Below are 17767 nucleotides of genomic sequence, written 5' to 3'. Positions count from 1 at the left end.
CCGAGTCCGAGATCACCCCGCTCAACATCACGCTCGGCACGATCGGCGCGATCGCCTTCGCGGTCGGCTGGGCGATCTTCCTCCGCGGGGCCCTCCGCATGGTGCGGATCATCGCACAGGGCCAGTCCGCCAAGGACCGCTGGCTCCCCTTCATCCCGCGCGCCGCGGAGGTCGTGGTCGAGTTCCTGGCCCACACCAAGATGATCAAGAACCGCACCGTGGGCATCGCCCACTGGTTCGTGATGATCGGCTTCCTGGCGGGCGCGATCCTCTGGTTCGAGGCACTGCCGCAGACCTTCAACCCGGCGTTCCACTGGCCGGTCTTCGGTTCGTGGCCGGTGTACCGGATGATGGACGAGTTGCTGGGCATCGGCACCGTGCTCGGCATCCTGGTGCTGATCATCGTGCGCCAGGTCAAGCACCCGCGTAACCCCGCACTGTTCTCCCGGTTCGCCGGCAGCCGATTCCTGCCCGCGTACACCATCGAGGCGATCGTCTTCTTCGAGGGCCTCGGCATGATCGCGGTGAAGTCGAGCAAGATCGCCACCTACGGCGACGCCGACCCGGTCACCGACTTCTTCACCCGGCACGTGGCCACCCTGCTCCCGGCCAGCCCCACCCTGATCACCGTCTTCGCCTTCATCAAGCTGATGTCCGGCGTGATGTTCCTGATCCTGGTGGGCGGCAATCTCACCTGGGGTGTCGCCTGGCACCGCTTCTCGGCGTTCTTCAACATCTACTTCAAGCGCGAGCTGGGCAGCCGCCGCGCGCTGGGCGCCGCCAAGCCGATGGTCTCCAACGGCAAGGTCCTGACCATGGAGAACACCGATCCCGATGTCGACAATCTCGGCGCCGGCAAGATCGAGGACTTCTCCTGGAAGGGCTGGCTGGACTTCACCACCTGCACCGAGTGCGGCCGGTGCCAGAGCCAGTGCCCCGCCTGGAACACCGGTAAGCCGCTGAGTCCGAAGTTGCTGATCATGGGCCTGCGGGATCACGGCTACGCCAAGGCCCCGTACCTGCTCGCGGGCGGACGCACCGACCCGTCGGGCGAGCAGATCGGCCTGGTCGACGCCGAGGGCAACCCCGACGAGGCCAAGCTGGAGAAGATCCCCGCCGAGGCCCGCGCCGAGGCCGAGCGCGCCCTGGTGGGCCCCGCGGGTGAGGACGGTGCTCTGGGCGGCGTCATCGATCCCGAGGTGCTGTGGTCCTGCACCACGTGTGGCGCCTGCGTCGAGCAGTGCCCGGTGGACATCGAGCACGTCGACCACATCGTCGACATGCGCCGCTACCAGGTGCTCATCGAGTCGGAGTTCCCGCACGAGCTGGCCGGCCTGTTCAAGAACCTGGAGAACAAGGGCAATCCGTGGGGGCAGGCCTCGAGCCAGCGCACCGCTTGGATCGACGAGATGGACATCGAGATCCCGGTCTACGGCCAGGATGTGGAGTCCTTCGAGGGCTTCGAGTACCTGTTCTGGGTCGGTTGCGCCGGTGCCTTCGAGGACCGCGCCAAGAAGACCACCAAGGCCGTCGCCGAGCTGCTGGACGTGGCCGCGGTGAACTTCCTGGTGCTGGGCCAGGGCGAGACCTGTACCGGCGACTCCGCCCGCCGCGCGGGTAACGAGTTCCTGTTCCAGATGCTCGCGCAGCAGAACATCGAGCAGCTCGACGAGGTGTTCGACGGTGTTCCCGAGAAGCAGCGCAAGATCGTGGTCACCTGCGCGCACTGCTTCAACGCCCTGGGCAACGAGTACCCGCAGGTGGGTGGACAGTACGAGGTGGTGCACCACACCCAGCTGCTGAACAAGCTGGTCCGCGACAAGCGACTGGTGCCGGTGGCCCCGCCCAGCGAGGACGTGACCTACCACGATCCCTGCTACCTAGGACGCCACAACCAGGTCTACGAGGCCCCGCGTGAGCTGATCGGCGCCTCCGGAGCCACCTTCAAGGAGATGCCGCGGCACCTGGAGCGCTCCATGTGCTGTGGCGCCGGCGGCGCGCGCATGTGGATGGAGGAGCAGCTCGGCAAGCGGATCAACGTCGACCGCGTCGACGAGGCCCTGAACACGCTCTCCGAGATGCCCACCGACGCTCCCAAGAAGATCGCCACCGGCTGCCCGTTCTGCCGCGTGATGCTCTCCGACGGCGTCACGGCACAGACCGCCGAATCCGAGGGTCCGGCGCCTGAGGTCGTCGACGTCGCGCAGATGCTGCTGGAGTCGGTCAAGCGCGGCCTGCCCGAGGGGATCGTCCGGGGCAACCCGAACCGCAAGGTGTCCGACGATGCCGCGACTCAGGAGCAGGCACCTGCCGCGGCCCCGACTGCCGCCGCGGCTGCGGCTGCGGCCGGTACAGCCGCCGCTGCGGCGAGCACCGAGGCGGACAAGCCCGCGGAGAAGAAGGACGCCAAGCCGACGGTGGGCCTGGGCCTGGCCGGCGGCGGCAAGCGCCCCGGTGGACCGAAGAAGCCCGGAGCGGCCAAGCCCGCTGCCGCCGCTGCCGATGCACCGGCTGCCCCGGCTGCCCCGGCCGCCGACGCCGCGGAGTCCTCGCCCGCCGCGCCGGCCAAGCCCGCCGTGGGTCTGGGGATGGCTGGCGGAGCCAAGCGCCCCGGTGCCAAGAAGCCCGGCGCTCCCAAGCCGCCTGCTGCGGCCCCGGCCGCCGCTGCGTCGGATCAGCCCGCCCCGGAGACCCCGGCAGCTCCGGAGACCCCGGCAGCCCCGGCCAAGCCCGCGGTCGGGCTGGGCATCGCGGGTGGCGCCAAGAAACCCGGCGCCAAGAAACCCGGCGCACCGAAGCCCGCCACCGCGGCGCCGGCTCCTGCTGAGCCGGCAGCGCCCACCGCACCCGCTGCGGCGTCCGCTGAGGCCGCACGAGCCCCGGAGAGCACGGAGGTCCCTGCGACTGCACAGGCTCCGTCGGCATCGGCTCCGGCGGAGCAGGACGCCGCCGCGCCGGACGCCCCGGCACAGGACCGCACGCTGAGCAGCGCCGGTGAGTCCAAGGCCGCGGGCTTCGGGATCGCCGCGGGCGCGAAGCGGCCGGGCGCCAAGAAGCCCGGCGCGCCGAAGCCCGCCGCCGCAGCGCCGGCTCCTGCTGAGCCGGCCGCGCCCGCAGCCGAGCCGGTCGCCCAGGCCGACGCAGCGGAGGCCCCCGAGACCCCTCAGGACGCGGAAACCGCAGTCCAGGGGGCTGAGGAGAGCCCGGCACCGTCGGGCGGCAGTGAGCGTTTGCTCACCACCGAGGGGGAGTCGAAGGCCAAGGGCTTCGGGATCGCGGCCGGCGCCAAACGTCCGGGCGGCAAGAAGTGATCGTTCCTCACGAAATCTCTATCGCACATGGTGCAAGATGGTCGCGTGCCTGAATACGTGAGTTACGAGGAGTTCGGGCGGCGGTTCTTCGAGATCGCCGTGAACGAGGAGCGCGTCGGCTCCGCGTTCGCCGACATGGCCGGCGGTGACTTCACCGTCGGCCCCGTCCCGTCCGGACCCGCGGGGATGGCGAAGGTGTGGGCTCAGGTCCAGATCGCCGAACCGCAGCTCACCCGGCACGTGGGGGAACTGATCACCTTCACGGTGAAGATCCCGCTGCGTATCGGGCTGCTGATCGACCTCAAGCTCGACCGGATCCGCTACGACGTGGAGGGCCTGATCACCCTGCCGCTGACGGTGCGCGCCGCCGCGCCGTTGGAGCTGCGGATCGAGGTGGACCCGCCGCGTCCGAAGGACGTGTGGGTGGATGTGGAGTCACGCAGCATCCGCGGTTCCATCGTGCGCATGGTGGCCAGTGTCGATGCGGAGATCCGCCGGTTCATCGCCCAGTACGTTGCCGAGGAGATCGACAAGCCCGAGGTTCGCAAGGCCCGGATCATCGACATCTCCGACGAGCTCGGACGCGCCTTCCACAATCTGGGCGACGAGTTCACCCATGCCGCGACCGATCCCGACGAGGTCATGGCGGTCGCCCAGGGATCAGGCCACGGTTCCGCCTGACCCGCCCGCATCCGGCCCGGTGCCGTGCGCCGCCGTCCCGTCGGCGTCGACCATTCGCTGGATCGCGGCACCGTAGGTCGCGATCAGCTCCTCGCGCGACGGAGCGGTGAAGATCGGTGAGCGCACCAGGTAGCGCATGAAGGCCAGCCCGAACATGGTGCTCGCCACGATCCGGCCGGTCTCGATGCTCACGCCGGCGCGGCGGGCCAGCGTCGGTAGCATCTCCCGGGCGACGAACTCGCCGAACACGCTGGATTCCCGCACGTCGGAGTTCACCGCGCCGCGGAGCATGGCCTGCACCACCGGGGCCGTGTCCTGCGCCTCCCAGACCGTCAGCGCCGTCGTCACCAGCCGCTCCCCCACGCCCCCTCGGGGACCTTCGAGGGCATTGCCGAACGTCTCCTCCGGGTCGATCGGCAGGTGCATGACCTCACGGAACAGGCCCTTCTTGTTGCCGTAGTAGTACGAGACCAGGGCGACGTCGACACCGGCCCGGCGGGCGATCGCGCGGATCGTGGCGCGGTCGTAGCCCACCTCGGCGAAAAGTGCGCGCGCCGCCTCGAGGATGTCGGCCTTCGCGGTACTGGTGCCCGCGCGTCTCCCGGTTGCCATGTGTCGATCCTAGCAGTATTTCAACACCTGTTGACTTCTGACGGAGTACGGTCGTAACCTGGGATTCATCAGTCGTTGAATTCTTTGGAGGCACCCCATGCGCGCATCCCTCGCCAAGCTCGCCGCGGTCTTCGCCGGCCTGGCCGTCGTGATCCCGCTGATCGTGCTGCTGTTCGCCGGCCCCGCTTCCCGCGCGCAGCCGCACGAGCTGCCGATCGGCGTGGTCGGACCGGCTGCAGCGGCGGAGCAGGTCCAGCAACAACTCGACGCGCGGCACAGCGGCGGTTTCACGGTGTCCGGCTACGCGGACCAGGCCGCACTGGAGCGCGCCACCGCGAACCGCGAGGTGTACGGCGGCCTGATCCCCGGACCGCAGCCTCGCGCGGTGATCGCCACCGGCGCCTCCCCAGTGGTCGCACCGCTGCTCACCCAGATGGCCGGCACGCTCGCACCGGGCGCTACGGTCCAGGTCACCGACGTCGCGCCACCGTCTTCCGACGATCCGCGTGGTGCCGGCCTCGGCGCGATCGCGATCCCCGTCTTCGTCACCGGGATGGTGCTGGCGATCGCGACGGTACTTTTCGGTCACCTACCGCTCGTGATCGCCGCCGCCCTGCCCGTGGGCGCCGCGGTGACCGGCGCGTGCGCGGTCGGCGTGGCGATGTGGATCGGCGTACTCCCCGGCGGCTTCGGGGCCCAATGGCTGGCGATGAGCGCCGGGATCCTGGCGATCGCGGCGACCGCGGCCGGACTGATCTCGCTCATCGGGATCCGCGGCGTGGCTCCGACGGTGCTGCTGTTCCTGCTGGTGGGAATGCCCCTGGCGGGTGTCATGGCGCCACCGGAGTTCCTGCCCCGGATCTGGAGCGTGCTGGGCCAGACGCTGCCGATCGGCGCCACCGGCACCGCACTGCGCAGCGCCGCGTTCTTCGCCGACGGTTCCCTGATCGGCGCCGGAGCGGCCGCGTCCTTCGCGGTACTGGGCACCTGGATCGTGATCGGGTACGCCCTCATGGTGATCGGCGCCGCCCGGCGCCGGGCCGTCGCCGGGGCACCGTCGGACAACGGCGAGGTGAGCGAAAAGGATTTGCCGCAGCCTGCGACGATATAGCGCATGAGCCGACCGCATGTGCCCCACATCCGCACCGAACTCAAGCCGCTCGAGCAGTCCGCGAAACTGCAGAACGTGCTCTACGAGATCCGTGGACCTGTGGTGGCGCAGGCGGCCCGGCTGGAGGCGCAGGGGCACCGGATCCTCAAGCTGAACATCGGTAACCCGGCCACCTTCGGTTTCGAGGCGCCGGATTCGATCGTACGGGACATGATCCACGCGCTACCCACCTCGCAGGGCTACAGCGAGTCGCAGGGTATCGCGTCGGCGCGCCGCGCCGTGGTGACCCGTTACGAGGAGGTCCCGGACTTCCCGTACTTCGACATCGGCGACGTCTACCTCGGCAACGGCGTCTCCGAACTGATCACCATGACCCTGCAGGCGCTGCTCGACAACGGCGACGAGGTGCTCATCCCCGCGCCCGACTACCCGCTGTGGACCGCCATGACCAGCCTCTCCGGCGGCACCCCCGTGCATTACCTGTGCGATGAGGACAACGGCTGGAACCCGTCGGTGGAGGACATCGAGGCCAAGATCACCGACCGCACCAAGGCGATCGTGGTGATCAACCCGAACAACCCGACCGGCGCCGTGTACTCCCGCGAGACACTGCAGCAGATCGTCGAGGTGGCGCGCAGGCACTCACTGCTGGTGCTCGCCGACGAGATCTACGACCGCATCCTCTACGACGGTGCCCAGCACATCTCCATCGCCGAACTCGCGCCGGACCTGCTGGTGATGACCTTCAACGGCCTGTCGAAGGCCTACCGGGTGTGCGGCTACCGCGCCGGCTGGGCGGTGCTGACCGGCCCGAAGGAGCACGCCAGCGGCTTCATCGAGGGACTGACGCTGCTCGCCTCCACCCGGCTGTGCCCGAACGTCCCGGCGCAGCACGCGATCCAGGTGGCGCTCGGCGGGTACCAGTCGATCAACGACCTGATCCTGCCCGGAGGCCGGCTGCGCGAGCAACGTGACGTCGCCTTCGACAAGCTCAACGCGATCGACGGGGTGAGTTGCGTCAAACCAGAGGGTGCGCTGTACGCCTTCCCCCGGCTGGATCCGAACGTGCACGAGATCCGCGACGACGAGCAGATGGTGCTGGACCTGCTCAACCAGGAGAAGATCCTGCTGGTCCAGGGCACCGGGTTCAACTGGCCCACACCCGATCACCTGCGTGTGGTGACGCTGCCGTGGGCACGCGACCTGGCCGAGGCACTCGACCGATTCGGAAACTTCCTGAGCTCCTACAAGCAGAAGTAATGTGACACGGGTGACCGACACCGAAGACCGCGCCGACCACGAGCAGATGGGCCACGTCCACACCCATTCGCTGAGCAACATCTCGCTCGGCAAGTGGGCCGCCCGAGTGGTGGTGGGACTGCTCGCGGTGATCGGTATCGCGGTGGTGGCCGGTGTGGTGCTGCTGTGGCCCTCGCAGATGCGCGTCACGCTCCCCGGCGCGCCGCAGTCGCCCACGCTGTACAAGGGCACCGTCACCGATCAGCAGATCGGTGACTGCGATTTCACCCCGCGTGGGAACGGTCAGGTGATCGACACCGAGCCGCACCCGGTCGCCAATCCCGACGGTGGCTGCCTCAACAGTGCGGTCCAGATCACCAGCGGACCCGACGCCGGTAAGTGGACGCAGTTCTCGATCGGCACCCTGCGGGTGAACTTCAGTTCGGTACCCGGGCAGGCCCCGCCGGACCAGGGCACCGGTGTGCAGACCTCCCGCCCGGCGATCCCCGGCACCGGGCAGCCGAATCTGACCCCCGGCACCAAGATCATGATCGCGGTCAACGGCGGCGGGGTGGCCGGCGCACCGTCGAACTACTCCTTCTACGACTACTCGCGCGGCATCTCTCTGTGGGTGTGGGGCCTGATCTTCGCGGTCGTGGTGGTCATCGTGGCGCAGTGGCGCGGTCTGCGTGCGCTGCTCGGGCTGGCCCTGTCCGGGGTCGTGATCGTGCTGTTCGCGCTGCCGTCGATCCTGGACGGGAACTCCGCGGTGTGGGTGGCGCTGGTGGCGTCCGCAGTGATCCTGTACGTGGTGCTGTACCTCGCGCACGGCGTCTCACTGCGGACCTCGGCGGCACTGCTGGGCACGTTGTGTTCCCTCGCGGTCTGCGGGGTCTTGGCCTGGGCGGCCACGGAGACCACCCGGGTCACCGGCCTGAGCAGCGACGACGCCACGAACCTGCAGGCGCACGCCGCGCAGCTGTCGATCTCCGGCGTGCTGCTGGCCGGGTTCGTGATCGGCGCACTGGGTGTGCTCAACGACGTCACCATCACGCAGGCGTCGGCCACCTTCGAGCTGGCCAAGCTCTCCCCGAAGGCCTCACGGCGGCGCACCTTCCTCTCGGCCATGCGGGTGGGCCGGGACCACATCGCGTCGACGGTGTACACGCTGGTGTTCGCATACGTCGGTTCGGCGCTGCCGCTGCTGCTGCTGTTCTCGATCGCGAGCCGCCCGCTGGGTCAGGTGCTCACCTCGGACTCGGTCTCGGTGGAACTGGTCCGTTCCTTCGTCGGTGGTATCGGGCTGGCCCTGTCGGTACCGCTGACCACGGCGATCGCGACGCTGCTGGCCAAGCCGAAGCGGGCGGCGGTCAGCGCCGAGGCGGCCGAGCGATACACCCAGAGCCACCCGGACAGCGACCCGTCGGAGATCCGGGTGCGGTCGCGCCGCGGCACCGTCGAGCGGGAGGAGCCGGCGCCCGGACCGTCCGAGCGGACCGCCGGCCAGGCCACGGAGCAGGTTGCCGACCGGTCAGCGCCCGCAGCTGCGGCACCGTCGACCGGTCGGATGCCGGTGCGGCGCCCGCAGCCGGACGCCCCGCAGCGACCCGGCCGGCGGCGCCTGCCGTCGGGCCCGATCCCCACACCGCCGCGGCCCGCGCCACCGGCCGAGCAGCCGCGCCGGGGCCGGCATTCGGCGGACTGAGCCGCGTCAGTTCTGGAAGTTCAGGTACGCCTTCGACGGTGTCGGGCCGCGCTGGCCCTGGTACTTGGATCCGACGGCGGAGCTGCCGTACGGGTTCTCGGCGGGACTGGTGAGCCGGAACAGGCACAGCTGGCCGATCTTCATACCCGGCCACAGGGTGATCGGCAGGTTCGCAACGTTCGACAGTTCCAGCGTGATGTGCCCGGAGAATCCCGGGTCGATGAAACCGGCGGTGGAGTGGGTGAGCAGTCCCAGGCGCCCGAGGGAGGACTTGCCTTCGAGCCGGCCGGCCAGATCGTCGGGCAGGCTGCACACCTCCAGTGTGGAGCCGAGCACGAACTCCCCGGGGTGCAGCACGAAGGGTTCCCCCTCCGCGGGCTCGACCAGGGAGGTCAGCTCGTCCTGCCGCTGCTTCGGGTCGATGTGGGTGTACTTGGTGTTGTTGAAGACCCGGAAGAGCCCGTCGAGCCGCACGTCCACGCTGGACGGCTGCACCATGTCGGGATCGAACGGATCGATGCCGAGGCGGCCGGATTCCTGGTGGGCGCGGATGTCGCGATCGGAGAGCAGCACGGGTTCAGCCTAAGGCAGACGCCGCACGCCGGTGCCCACCGGTAACGATCACCGACGGATCGACGACCACTGGGTATGAGGCAAGTACCGATCGTGCTCCCCGCCCTCCTCTCCGCCCTGTTCCCCATCGCCCTCGCCGGTTGCGACTCGCAGTCCGACGGTGCTGCGCCCGCCCCGGTGACCGCTCCCGCGTCCACAGCCGCGCCCGCGTCGGCTGTCGGCCCCGCCGACGGCGGTCCGGCGGCACCGGACGCCGGTGGGTCGAATCCCGGGAAGGTCACCTCGAGCGAGCTTTCGACGCCGATCGCGGACTCTCCGGAGCGGTACAACGGCCCCGGAGGCGTGTACTTCTACACCCCGTCCCGCAATATCGGGTGCGGAATCACCACCGAACGGGACGGCTCCCTCACCGGCTGTCAGGTCTTCACGACAACGGTGATCCCGCCCGGCGCTCGGTGCGAGGGCGCGACCATGCCGCCCGAGAAACTGTCCAAGGGGTACCTGTCGCAGAGGGGCGGACCGTTCCAGCCGTCCTGTTTCTCCCAGGGTGTCTTCTCCTCCCGAGTCGATCAGCAGACCCTGCCCTACGGGCACAGCGTCACCTCGGCCGGTGTCACCTGCGTCTCCGAGACCCGCGGCGTGACCTGCCGCCGCGGCGATCACGGATTCTTCGTCTCGGCGGAGAGTTTCAACCAGTGGTGATGGTCGTGAATACTGCTCCTTCGTGACCGATACCCCCCTCCGCCGCGGGCTGACCGCGCGCCACATCCGGTTCATCGCGCTCGGCTCGGCGATCGGCACCGGTCTGTTCTACGGCTCGGCCTCGGCGATCCAGGCCGCCGGACCGGCCGTGCTGCTCGCCTACGTGATCGGCGGTGTGGTCATCTACCTGGTGCTCCGGGCGCTCGGCGAGATGGCGGTCCGCAGGCCGCAGGGCTCCTTCGGGGACTACGCATCGTCGAGCCTGGGTCCGCGTGCCGGGTTCGCGACGGGATGGATGTACGTCTTCGAAATGATCTTCGTGTGCATCGCGGACGTCACCGCGTTCGCGGTGTACATGGGTCTCTGGTTCCCGGAAGTGCCGAAGTGGATCTGGGTGCTGGCGGTGATCTTCTTCATCGGCGCACTGAACCTGATGCGGGTGGGCGTCTTCGGTGAGGTCGAGTTCTGGCTGACGATGGTCAAGATCACCGCGATCGTGGCCATGATCGGTGGCGGTATCGCCGTGCTGATCTTCGGTTTCGGCCTGCACGACACCTCCCAGGGGGTGAGCAACCTGTGGTCGCACGAGGGCTTCTTCGCCACCGGACTGGGTGGTTTCCTGAGCTGCTTCGTGCTGGTGGTGTTCGCCTTCGGCGGCTCGGAGATCATCGGCCTGACGGCGGCCGAGGCCAAGGATCCGGAGAAGACGATTCCCAAGGCGATCAACACCGTGCCGGTGCGGATCGGGCTGTTCTACGTACTCGCGCTGGCGGTGATCATGGCGGTGATTCCGTGGAACGAGATCAGCCGTGATTCCAGCCCGTTCGTGCAGATCTTCCGCGCGCTGGGCGTGGAACCGGCCGCGCATGTGCTCAACCTGGTGGTGATCACCGCAGCGATCTCGGCGATCAACAGCGACATCTTCGGAGCCGGCCGGATGATGTACGGCATGGCGCAGCGGGGCCAGGCACCGCGGGCCCTGCAGCGGCTGACCCGCGGCGGCGTGCCCTGGGTGACGGTGGCCGTGATGACGGCCGCGCTGCTGGTGGGCGTGCTGCTGAACTACCTGATCCCGGAGAACGTGTTCGTGGTGATCGCCTCGATCGCGACCTTCGCCACGATCTTCGTGTGGCTGATGATCCTGTTCTCGCAGTTCCGGCAGCGACGTGTCATGCCCGCCGATCACGTGGCCGCACTGAAGTTCCCAGTACCGCTGTGGCCCTACGGGCAGCTGTTCGCAATCGGTTTCCTGCTGCTGGTGGTGGTGCTGATGGCGTTCGAGAAGGACACTCTGATCGCGCTGGTGGTCGGCGGCGTGTGGCTGGTGGCGTTGGCCGGCGCCTACCAACTGTGGGTGGCTCCGCGGGCATCGTCGCGCACCTGACCACGCCCAGCCGCCCTCAGCAGCCCCCAGCTCGCCCTAGCCGGCGGTCTGGCGCCGACGGGCCCGTGCTACTGTGGCCCGTACGCGCGGCGCTCTCGCTGGAGAAGCGCCGCAATGCCGATGTAGTTCAATGGTAGAACTCCTGCTTCCCAAGCAGGTAGCGCGGGTTCGATTCCCGTCATCGGCTCCACGAATGACCTGCACGAATGCGGGTCCGCAAGCTCGAATCAGGCCCTCGATCCGGGCTCGGTGTCACAGGATGTCACAACTGCTCCCAAACTCGCCGCGGCCTTGCGCAGCTCGTCGTCCTGGCTGTGCGCGTGGGTCTGCTGCGTGAAGCTCGCGTCGGTGTGCCCGAGCCAGTAGGCGATCACCGCCACTTGTACGGGTCACGGGTATGGGCGGCGGCGAGGTACGCCTGGCGGGCGGGTGAGGTCGCGAGTCGGTCGGCGAGCATCTGCCGGTACCCGTGGCGCCACATCAGGCCCAGCGTCGGCAGCTCGAGCCCTGCGTACGGGTTCGAGTCGCCCGGCTCGGCGTGGAGGCCGGCCTGGCGGGCTTCGATCAGCTCTGCCTTAGTGGTCATGGCGTCTTCCTGGGACGAAGGCGGGGCCGCACTGCCTCCATGGAATGGAGGGGCGCACCGCCGCGACCCCGCGCTGATTCGCACTCATCGCAGCTCAACGACTTGCACACATTCTCAAGAACCGGCGGAATCGGGCTCAGTCAGCTTCCCAAGGAGGTCGCGGGTTCGATTCCCGTCATCGGCTCCACTGCGACTCCGGCGAGAACAGGGCGTCAGTTGCCGTCCTCCGGCGGATCGGACGGGTTGCGGGCGTCGAGCCCCTTCGCGCGCCGCCGCTGCTCATCGGCCCGCTCGCGGCATTTGCGCAGGAACTCGTCGTCATCGTCGGGGTACTGGGCGAGGTGCCGCCCGGGCCGCTCGTACTCGGGGTAGCCGGTGGTACGCGACGGCGCACCGCTCGCCGCGCCCACCGGACGGCCCAGCAGGAACCAGATCAGCGACCCGGCCAGCGGAATCAGCAGGATCACCGCCAGCCAGCCCAGCTTCGGCAGATGCCGCACGCGATGCTCGTCCGCGACGATCACATCGACCAGGGCCAGCACCCAGAGCAGAAGTACGATTGCACCGAAGTACGGCATCTCAACCCCCATGATCACTCAAACGGATACCTGATGCTACCGCCAGGCCGTACCCCGGCTCCACCTAGAGTTGAGCCGTGAGTGACTTGAGCTGGCCCGCCGTCCGGCACCTCGACGCGACCGGCGGCCGCGGCGCCATCCGCGGGCACCTCGATCTGACCGATGCGCACGTGAGATTCCGCCCCGCAGGGCTGGCCTCCCGGTTCGAGGGCACCGGATTCGCAGTACAACTCAAGCACCTCGTCGGCGCCGGCCTGGTCGATCGCCCCGCCGGACTGTTGCGCCGCCCGCGCACGCACCTGTGCATCACCATCGGCGACGGCTCCGAGCACGTCTTCGGCGTGCCTCGCCCGGACGAGGTGGCAGCGGCCATCCGGGAGCGACTCGGCACCCGCTGAACGGTTACGAGCCCAGGTACTTCTCCGTATCGCGCTGCAACCACTTGACGATCAGACCCACCGGAAGACCACTGAGCCCGATCACCCGCTCCCCACCGATCGGCTCGATCAACAGCGTCCAGGTGAACAGCGACCCACCCTCCGGCAGAGCCTGCACCCGGTACTTCTCAGCCAGCCGCGCCAGACCGGGCGCGGTGGCGGATTGGACGTAGAAGGCTTTCTCGCACAGTGTCTCCGACTCCTCCCAGGAGTAGAAGATCTCGTCACCGCGGATCCCCGGACCGAGGTGCACCCGGCGAGTGGAACCGGCGGCGAAGGGCCGCGGACTGGTCCATTCGATCTTCCGGATCGCCCGGCACCAGTGCAGTGGCCGGTCCGAGGTCAGCTCCTTCCACACCCAGTCGACGGGTCGCGCGGAGCGCACCGAGAACTCGTACACACCGGGCCGGCCGGGCTGCAACTCTGCGGGAAGAACGGGCTTGAGAGCTGGCATGGCGGCCTCCTGGTGCGATTCGGGTCAGACGGTGTGCGCGTCCGCGACGGCCAGCGCCTCGTCGATGATCGCCAGGCCCTCGCGGGCCTCGTCGACCGAGACGTTGCACGGCGGCACCACGTGGATGCGGTTGTAGTTGGCGAAGGGCAGCAGACCGCCCTTCTTGAGCGCGCCGATGGTCTCGTTCATCGCCGGGCTACTACCACCGTAGGGTGCCAACGGCTCGCGCGTCTGCCGGTCACGGACCAGCTCGATCGCGAAGAACACGCCCTCGCCGCGCACGTCGCCCACCGAACGGTGCGTGGTCTTGAAGCCCTCCAGCGCCGGACGGATCACCTCGTCACCGATCTTCGCGGCGTTCTCCACCATGCCCTCCTCGGCCATCGCGTTGATGGTGGCGATCGCCGATCCGCAGGCCAAGGGGTGTCCCGAATAGGTGAGACCGCCGGGATAGGGCCGGTCGGCGAAGGTCGCCGCGATGGCATCGCTGATCGCCACACCACCGAGCGGCACGTACCCGCTGTTGACGCCCTTGGCGAAGGTCAGCAGATCGGGCACCATCGGGCCTGCGGCGGTGGCGCCGTGCTCGATGGCGAACCACTTACCGGTGCGGCCGAAGCCCGACATCACCTCGTCCGCGATCATGACGATCCCGTACTTCGTGCACAGTTCGCGGACACCGGCCATGTAGCCGGGCGGCGGGACCATGATGCCGGGAGTACCGGGGATGGCCTCCAGGATGATCGCGGCGATGGTGTTCGGCCCCTCGAGCACGATGGTGCGTTCGAGATGCTCGAGCGCCCGCTGGCTCTCCTGCTCCTCGGTCTGCGCGTAGAAGGAACTGCGGTAGAGGAACGGTCCGTCGAAGTGCACGACCGCCTCGCTGCCGAAATCACTGGCGAAGCGGCGGGTATCACCGGTGAGGTTGACCGCCAGCTCGGTGCCGCCGTGATAGCTGCGGTAGCGGCTGAGCACCTTACGGCGTCCGGTGTGCACCCGCGCCATGCGAACGGCGTGTTCGTTGGCATCGGCACCGCCGTTGGTGAAGAACACCCTGTTCAGGTCACCGGGAGTGCGCTCGGCGATCAGTCGCGCTGCCTCACTGCGGGATTCGTTGACGTGCTGCGGTGCGATGGTGCAGATCCTCGCGGCCTGCTCGGCGATCGCCGCGATCACCTTGGGATGCTGGTGGCCGATGTTGGTGTTCACCATCTGCGAGCTGAAGTCGAGGAGCCTGCGGCCCTCGCCGTCCCACACGTAGGACCCCTCGCTGGCGATGATCGTCATCGGGGTGATCTGCGCCTGCGCCGACCACGAGTGGAAGACATGGGCACGGTCGAGTTCGTAGGCGCGGGCTCCGGCCGCGACGGCCTCGTCGACGGCTCGGCCGTCGGGCAGCGTTTCAGTCATGTGCATTCTCCAGAAGATCAAGACGGCGATATCGGCTGGTGTGCGCTGCTCACCGGAACTGGTAGCGGTACCCGAGACGATACTCGCCGCGCAGCGACAGCTTCCGACGGCCGACGGCGACGGCTGACGGCGAGACCGCCGCCCGGCTACCGTGACAGGGTGAGTCGCATCGCCGAACCGGTCTCCGTGGAGTTCACCGACAACCCCGTCGACGCCGCGATGGCCCGCGTGCTCGACGACGTACGCCGCGGCGATCATCCCGGCACCGTCGCCGACTACATCCCGCAGCTCGCCACCGCCGATCCGGAGGCGTTCGGGATCGCCGCGGTCTCGGTGCACGGGCACTCGTACGGGGCGGGCGACTATCGCACCCCGTTCACCATCCAATCGATGTCCAAGCCCTTCGTCTACGCTCTCGCCCTGCAGGAACTCGGGGTGGACGCGGTGTGCGAGCGGATCGGCGTCGAACCCAGCGGGGAGGCGTTCAACGGGATCAGTTTCGATCCGTCGGGCCGGCCGGAGAATCCGCTGATCAACGCCGGTGCGATCGTCGCCACCTCGCTGATCGGCGGTGTCGACGGTGCGGAACGTTTCGCTGCGATCCGGGCGGGCCTGTCCCGGTTCGCCGGCCGGGACCTCGAACTCGACGAGGCGGTGTACGCGTCGGAGGCCGCCACCGGCCACCGCAATCTCGCGTTGGCGGCGCTGGCCCGCTCCACCGAGGCGCTGCGCATCCCCGTCGACGAGGCGCTCGACCCGTACTTCCGGCAGTGCGCACTGCTGGTGGACGCGCACGACGTGGCGGTGATGGGCGTGACCCTCGCGGCCGGCGGGATCAACCCGATCACCGGGGAGCGGGTGATCAGCGCCGAGGTGGCGCGGCACGTGCTGTCGGTGATGACCGGCTGCGGCATGTACGACAGGTCCGGCGCGTGGATGGTCTCGGTGGGCATTCCCGCGAAGTCCGGTGTGGGCGGCGGGATCGTCGCGGCGACACCGGGCGAGTACGGGATCGGGGTCTTCAGCCCGCCGCTCGACGAGGCCGGGAACTCCAGTCGCGGGGTCGCCGTGCTGCAGCGGATGAGCAGCGAGTTCGGCCTGCATCTGCTCAACCGTCCGATCAACCCGGTCAGTTCCGTGGCGTCCGCCGAGACCGATCCGTCGACCGGACGGACCGTCCTGCGGCTGCGCGGCGAGGTGGATTTCGTGGCCGTGGAGGAGGTGGTGCACGAGGCGCTGCGCCGCGGCCGCGCGTGCAGCGGCAGCACCGTCGTCCTCGACCTCACCGACGTCACCCGCATCTCGACGGTCGCGGCGTACCTGCTCACCCAGCTGGCATCCGATGTCGGATACGGCGTACGGGTGGTGATGCAGGACCCGTCGAGCCTGTGTGCCGCACCGTCATGACCCGACGGTGACCGCCACCCGGTGCCAGCCGGTGGCGCCGTCGGGTGCCACATCGGCTACCCGATCGGTCTGGACCGCCCCGTTCGCGTCGGTGGCGCGCACGTCGAGCACGTGCCGGCCGGCGTCGAGCGGGAGCGACGTCCGCCACTGCCGCCAGGTATCCGGGCCGACGGTGTCGGCGAGTTCAGCGCTCACCCAGGGACCGTCGTCCGCGCGGACCTCGACCCGGCTGATTCCGGTGTGCTGCGCCCAAGCCACACCGGCGACGGTGACGTCACCGGCCGGCACCCGGCCGCGGGGCACGTCGATCCGCGACTGCAGCTTCACCGGGCCGAGCTCGGACCATCCCCGCGGTGTCCAGTAGCCCCGATCCGCGGCGAAGGTCGTGACCGTCAGGGAGGTCACCCATTTGGTGGCCGAGACGTACCCGTACAGGCCGGGAACCACCAGGCGGGCGGGGAAGCCGTTGCGCGCCGGGAGCGGTTCTCCGTTCATCCCGATCGCGAGCAGGCAGGCTCGGGCGGGATCGCGAAGGACGTCCAGCGGTGTGCCGGCGGTGAATCCGTCCTGGCTGCGGGAGAGCACCATGTCGGCGCCCGGCTGCGGCCGCGCGCGGTCGAGCAGGGCTCTGATCGGGTAGCCGAGCCACTGGGCGTTGCCGATCAGTTCGCCACCGACCGGGTTGCTCACGCAGGCGAGCGTCACGTAATGCTCCTCCAGAGGGAGGGCCAGCAGCTCGTCCCAGGTGAGGGTGAACGGCTGCTCGACCATGCCGCGAACCTCCAGCGACCATTGCGCGGGCTCGATCTGCGGTACCCGCAGCGCAGTGTCGATCCGGTAGAAGTCCGCGGTGGGCGTGACGTACGGAGTGATCCCGGCGACCGGCGGGTTCGCGCCGGCGGGGATCGGGGCGGAGGGTCTGCCGGGCGCGGGCAGGCGCAGCGCCTGGCGGGCGGCCTGCACCGCGGACGATCCGGCGGACATCAGGCGGGCTCCGGCGACGGCGAGGACGGCCGTCCCGGCGGCGACCCCGGCGACGGTGAGGAAACCGCGCCGGTCCACCGCACCGGAGGCGCCGTCGACTGCACCGGCACCGGTGGCTCGCGCCGACGCCCCCGGCCGCAGCCGCGCGATCGCCGTCCGCAGCACGAGCAGCGCTGCCCCGATTCCGGCCACGCTCGGCAGCGCCCACAACGCCGTGGCGTCCGGACGCATGACCGCGGTGGCCGCCCCGGTGATCCCGACCAGGCCGATCAGCACCGCACCCCACGGTGCCCGGCGGAGTTCGAGCCGTCCCGCGCACGCCGCGCCCACGGTGAGCACCACGGCCATGGTGGCCAGCAGGACCGCCTTGTCGGCGGTGCCGAACCGCTCGATCGCGAAGTCCTTGAGCCAGGCGGGAGCGGCATCGATGACAGCGGCCCCGCCGGCGAACAGGGTGCTCGCGCCCGGGGCGACGACGGCGGCGGCGAGTTCGGCCACCGCGAGCCCAGTGGCACCGGCCAGTACCCCTGCCACCGCGGCGATCCAACCGGGTGAGTGTGGCCCGGTCCGATTCTCAGTCGTGCGGTTCATCC

General features: G+C 69.3%; 17 protein-coding genes and 1 tRNA gene. 11 read left to right on the top strand and 7 right to left on the bottom strand.

Annotated features, from left to right (window positions below; genetic code table 11):
• The first annotated feature begins 11 nt into the window (after window positions 1–11).
• Both ACYVHG_RS08560 and ACYVHG_RS08555 read left to right on the top strand, forming a co-directional pair.
• The gene (locus tag ACYVHG_RS08560; protein ID WP_461167629.1) at window positions 12–3311 is read left to right on the top strand and encodes a (Fe-S)-binding protein; all 3300 of its coding nucleotides are present in this window, start codon (window positions 12–14) and stop codon (window positions 3309–3311) included.
• 45 nt (window positions 3312–3356) lie between these two features.
• On the top strand, window positions 3357–3992 hold the full coding sequence (locus tag ACYVHG_RS08555) for a hypothetical protein (RefSeq protein ID WP_461167028.1): 636 nt from the start codon (window positions 3357–3359) through the stop codon (window positions 3990–3992).
• On the opposite strand, the gene ACYVHG_RS08550 is transcribed toward ACYVHG_RS08555, so the two are convergent.
• Window positions 3972–4604, bottom strand: a complete 633-nt coding sequence (locus ACYVHG_RS08550) for a TetR/AcrR family transcriptional regulator (protein ID WP_461167027.1) — start codon at window positions 4602–4604, stop codon at window positions 3972–3974. The two genes, ACYVHG_RS08555 and ACYVHG_RS08550, sit on opposite strands and share 21 nt — an antisense overlap.
• A gap of 97 nt (window positions 4605–4701) precedes the next feature.
• Between ACYVHG_RS08550 and ACYVHG_RS08545 the strand changes: the two genes are divergently transcribed.
• Genes ACYVHG_RS08545 through ACYVHG_RS08535 form a run of 3 tightly spaced genes read left to right on the top strand, consistent with a single transcriptional unit; the run spans window position 4702 to window position 8659 of the window.
• Window positions 4702–5715: an ABC transporter permease gene (locus ACYVHG_RS08545; protein ID WP_461167026.1), complete on the top strand. Its 1014-nt coding sequence runs from the start codon at window positions 4702–4704 to the stop codon at window positions 5713–5715.
• A 3-nt stretch (window positions 5716–5718) separates the two neighbouring features.
• Window positions 5719–6975, top strand: a complete 1257-nt coding sequence (locus tag ACYVHG_RS08540) for a pyridoxal phosphate-dependent aminotransferase (protein WP_461167025.1) — start codon at window positions 5719–5721, stop codon at window positions 6973–6975.
• Between the two features lie 10 nt (window positions 6976–6985).
• Window positions 6986–8659, top strand: coding sequence for a YibE/F family protein (locus ACYVHG_RS08535; protein ID WP_461167024.1), 1674 nt, complete (start codon window positions 6986–6988; stop codon window positions 8657–8659).
• Between the two features lie 6 nt (window positions 8660–8665).
• On the opposite strand, the gene dcd is transcribed toward ACYVHG_RS08535, so the two are convergent.
• Window positions 8666–9232, bottom strand: coding sequence for a dCTP deaminase (dcd, locus tag ACYVHG_RS08530; RefSeq protein WP_461167023.1), 567 nt, complete (start codon window positions 9230–9232; stop codon window positions 8666–8668).
• A gap of 75 nt (window positions 9233–9307) precedes the next feature.
• Here dcd and ACYVHG_RS08525 point away from each other — a divergent pair, with 75 nt between their 5' ends.
• The 3 genes from ACYVHG_RS08525 (at window position 9308) to ACYVHG_RS08515 (ending at window position 11508) form a co-directional block, all read left to right on the top strand.
• The gene (locus ACYVHG_RS08525; protein ID WP_461167022.1) at window positions 9308–9934 is read left to right on the top strand and encodes a hypothetical protein; all 627 of its coding nucleotides are present in this window, start codon (window positions 9308–9310) and stop codon (window positions 9932–9934) included.
• A gap of 22 nt (window positions 9935–9956) precedes the next feature.
• Window positions 9957–11318: an amino acid permease gene (locus ACYVHG_RS08520; protein WP_461167021.1), complete on the top strand. Its 1362-nt coding sequence runs from the start codon at window positions 9957–9959 to the stop codon at window positions 11316–11318.
• A gap of 116 nt (window positions 11319–11434) precedes the next feature.
• Window positions 11435–11508 (top strand) — tRNA-Gly (locus ACYVHG_RS08515).
• 180 nt (window positions 11509–11688) lie between these two features.
• Here the strand turns inward: ACYVHG_RS08515 and ACYVHG_RS08510 are convergent.
• Together ACYVHG_RS08510 and ACYVHG_RS08505 are read right to left on the bottom strand one after the other, a co-directional pair.
• Complete coding sequence (locus ACYVHG_RS08510; protein ID WP_461167020.1) at window positions 11689–11904, bottom strand: ribosome modulation factor; 216 nt, start codon at window positions 11902–11904, stop codon at window positions 11689–11691.
• 212 nt (window positions 11905–12116) lie between these two features.
• Entirely contained in the window at window positions 12117–12494 is a 378-nt protein-coding gene (locus ACYVHG_RS08505) for a PLD nuclease N-terminal domain-containing protein (RefSeq protein ID WP_461167019.1), read from the bottom strand.
• Window positions 12495–12559: 65 nt separating this feature from the next.
• On the opposite strand from ACYVHG_RS08505, the gene ACYVHG_RS08500 reads away from it, so the two are divergent.
• On the top strand, window positions 12560–12880 hold the full coding sequence (locus tag ACYVHG_RS08500) for a hypothetical protein (protein WP_461167018.1): 321 nt from the start codon (window positions 12560–12562) through the stop codon (window positions 12878–12880).
• Between the two features lie 4 nt (window positions 12881–12884).
• On the opposite strand, the gene ACYVHG_RS08495 is transcribed toward ACYVHG_RS08500, so the two are convergent.
• Both ACYVHG_RS08495 and ACYVHG_RS08490 read right to left on the bottom strand, forming a co-directional pair.
• On the bottom strand, window positions 12885–13373 hold the full coding sequence (locus tag ACYVHG_RS08495; RefSeq protein WP_461167017.1) for an SRPBCC family protein: 489 nt from the start codon (window positions 13371–13373) through the stop codon (window positions 12885–12887).
• 24 nt (window positions 13374–13397) lie between these two features.
• A complete protein-coding gene (locus ACYVHG_RS08490; RefSeq protein WP_461167016.1) occupies window positions 13398–14783 on the bottom strand; it encodes an aminotransferase class III-fold pyridoxal phosphate-dependent enzyme in 1386 nt (461 codons plus the stop codon).
• On the opposite strand from ACYVHG_RS08490, the gene ACYVHG_RS08485 reads away from it, so the two are divergent.
• Both ACYVHG_RS08485 and glsA read left to right on the top strand, forming a co-directional pair.
• Window positions 14782–14910: a hypothetical protein gene (locus ACYVHG_RS08485; protein ID WP_461167015.1), complete on the top strand. Its 129-nt coding sequence runs from the start codon at window positions 14782–14784 to the stop codon at window positions 14908–14910. The two genes, ACYVHG_RS08490 and ACYVHG_RS08485, sit on opposite strands and share 2 nt — an antisense overlap.
• A gap of 32 nt (window positions 14911–14942) precedes the next feature.
• Complete coding sequence (gene glsA / locus ACYVHG_RS08480) at window positions 14943–16190, top strand: glutaminase A (protein WP_461167014.1); 1248 nt, start codon at window positions 14943–14945, stop codon at window positions 16188–16190.
• Here glsA and ACYVHG_RS08475 read toward each other — a convergent pair.
• Window positions 16185–17708 carry a molybdopterin-dependent oxidoreductase gene (locus ACYVHG_RS08475; protein ID WP_461167013.1) on the bottom strand — a complete coding sequence of 508 codons (1524 nt, stop codon included), beginning with the start codon at window positions 17706–17708 and terminating at the stop codon, window positions 16185–16187. The two genes, glsA and ACYVHG_RS08475, sit on opposite strands and share 6 nt — an antisense overlap.
• Window positions 17709–17767 lie beyond the last annotated feature (59 nt).

The sequence above is a fragment of the Tsukamurella serpentis genome (assembly GCF_054780975.1).
This window is presented reverse-complemented; position numbering and strand designations above follow the sequence as displayed.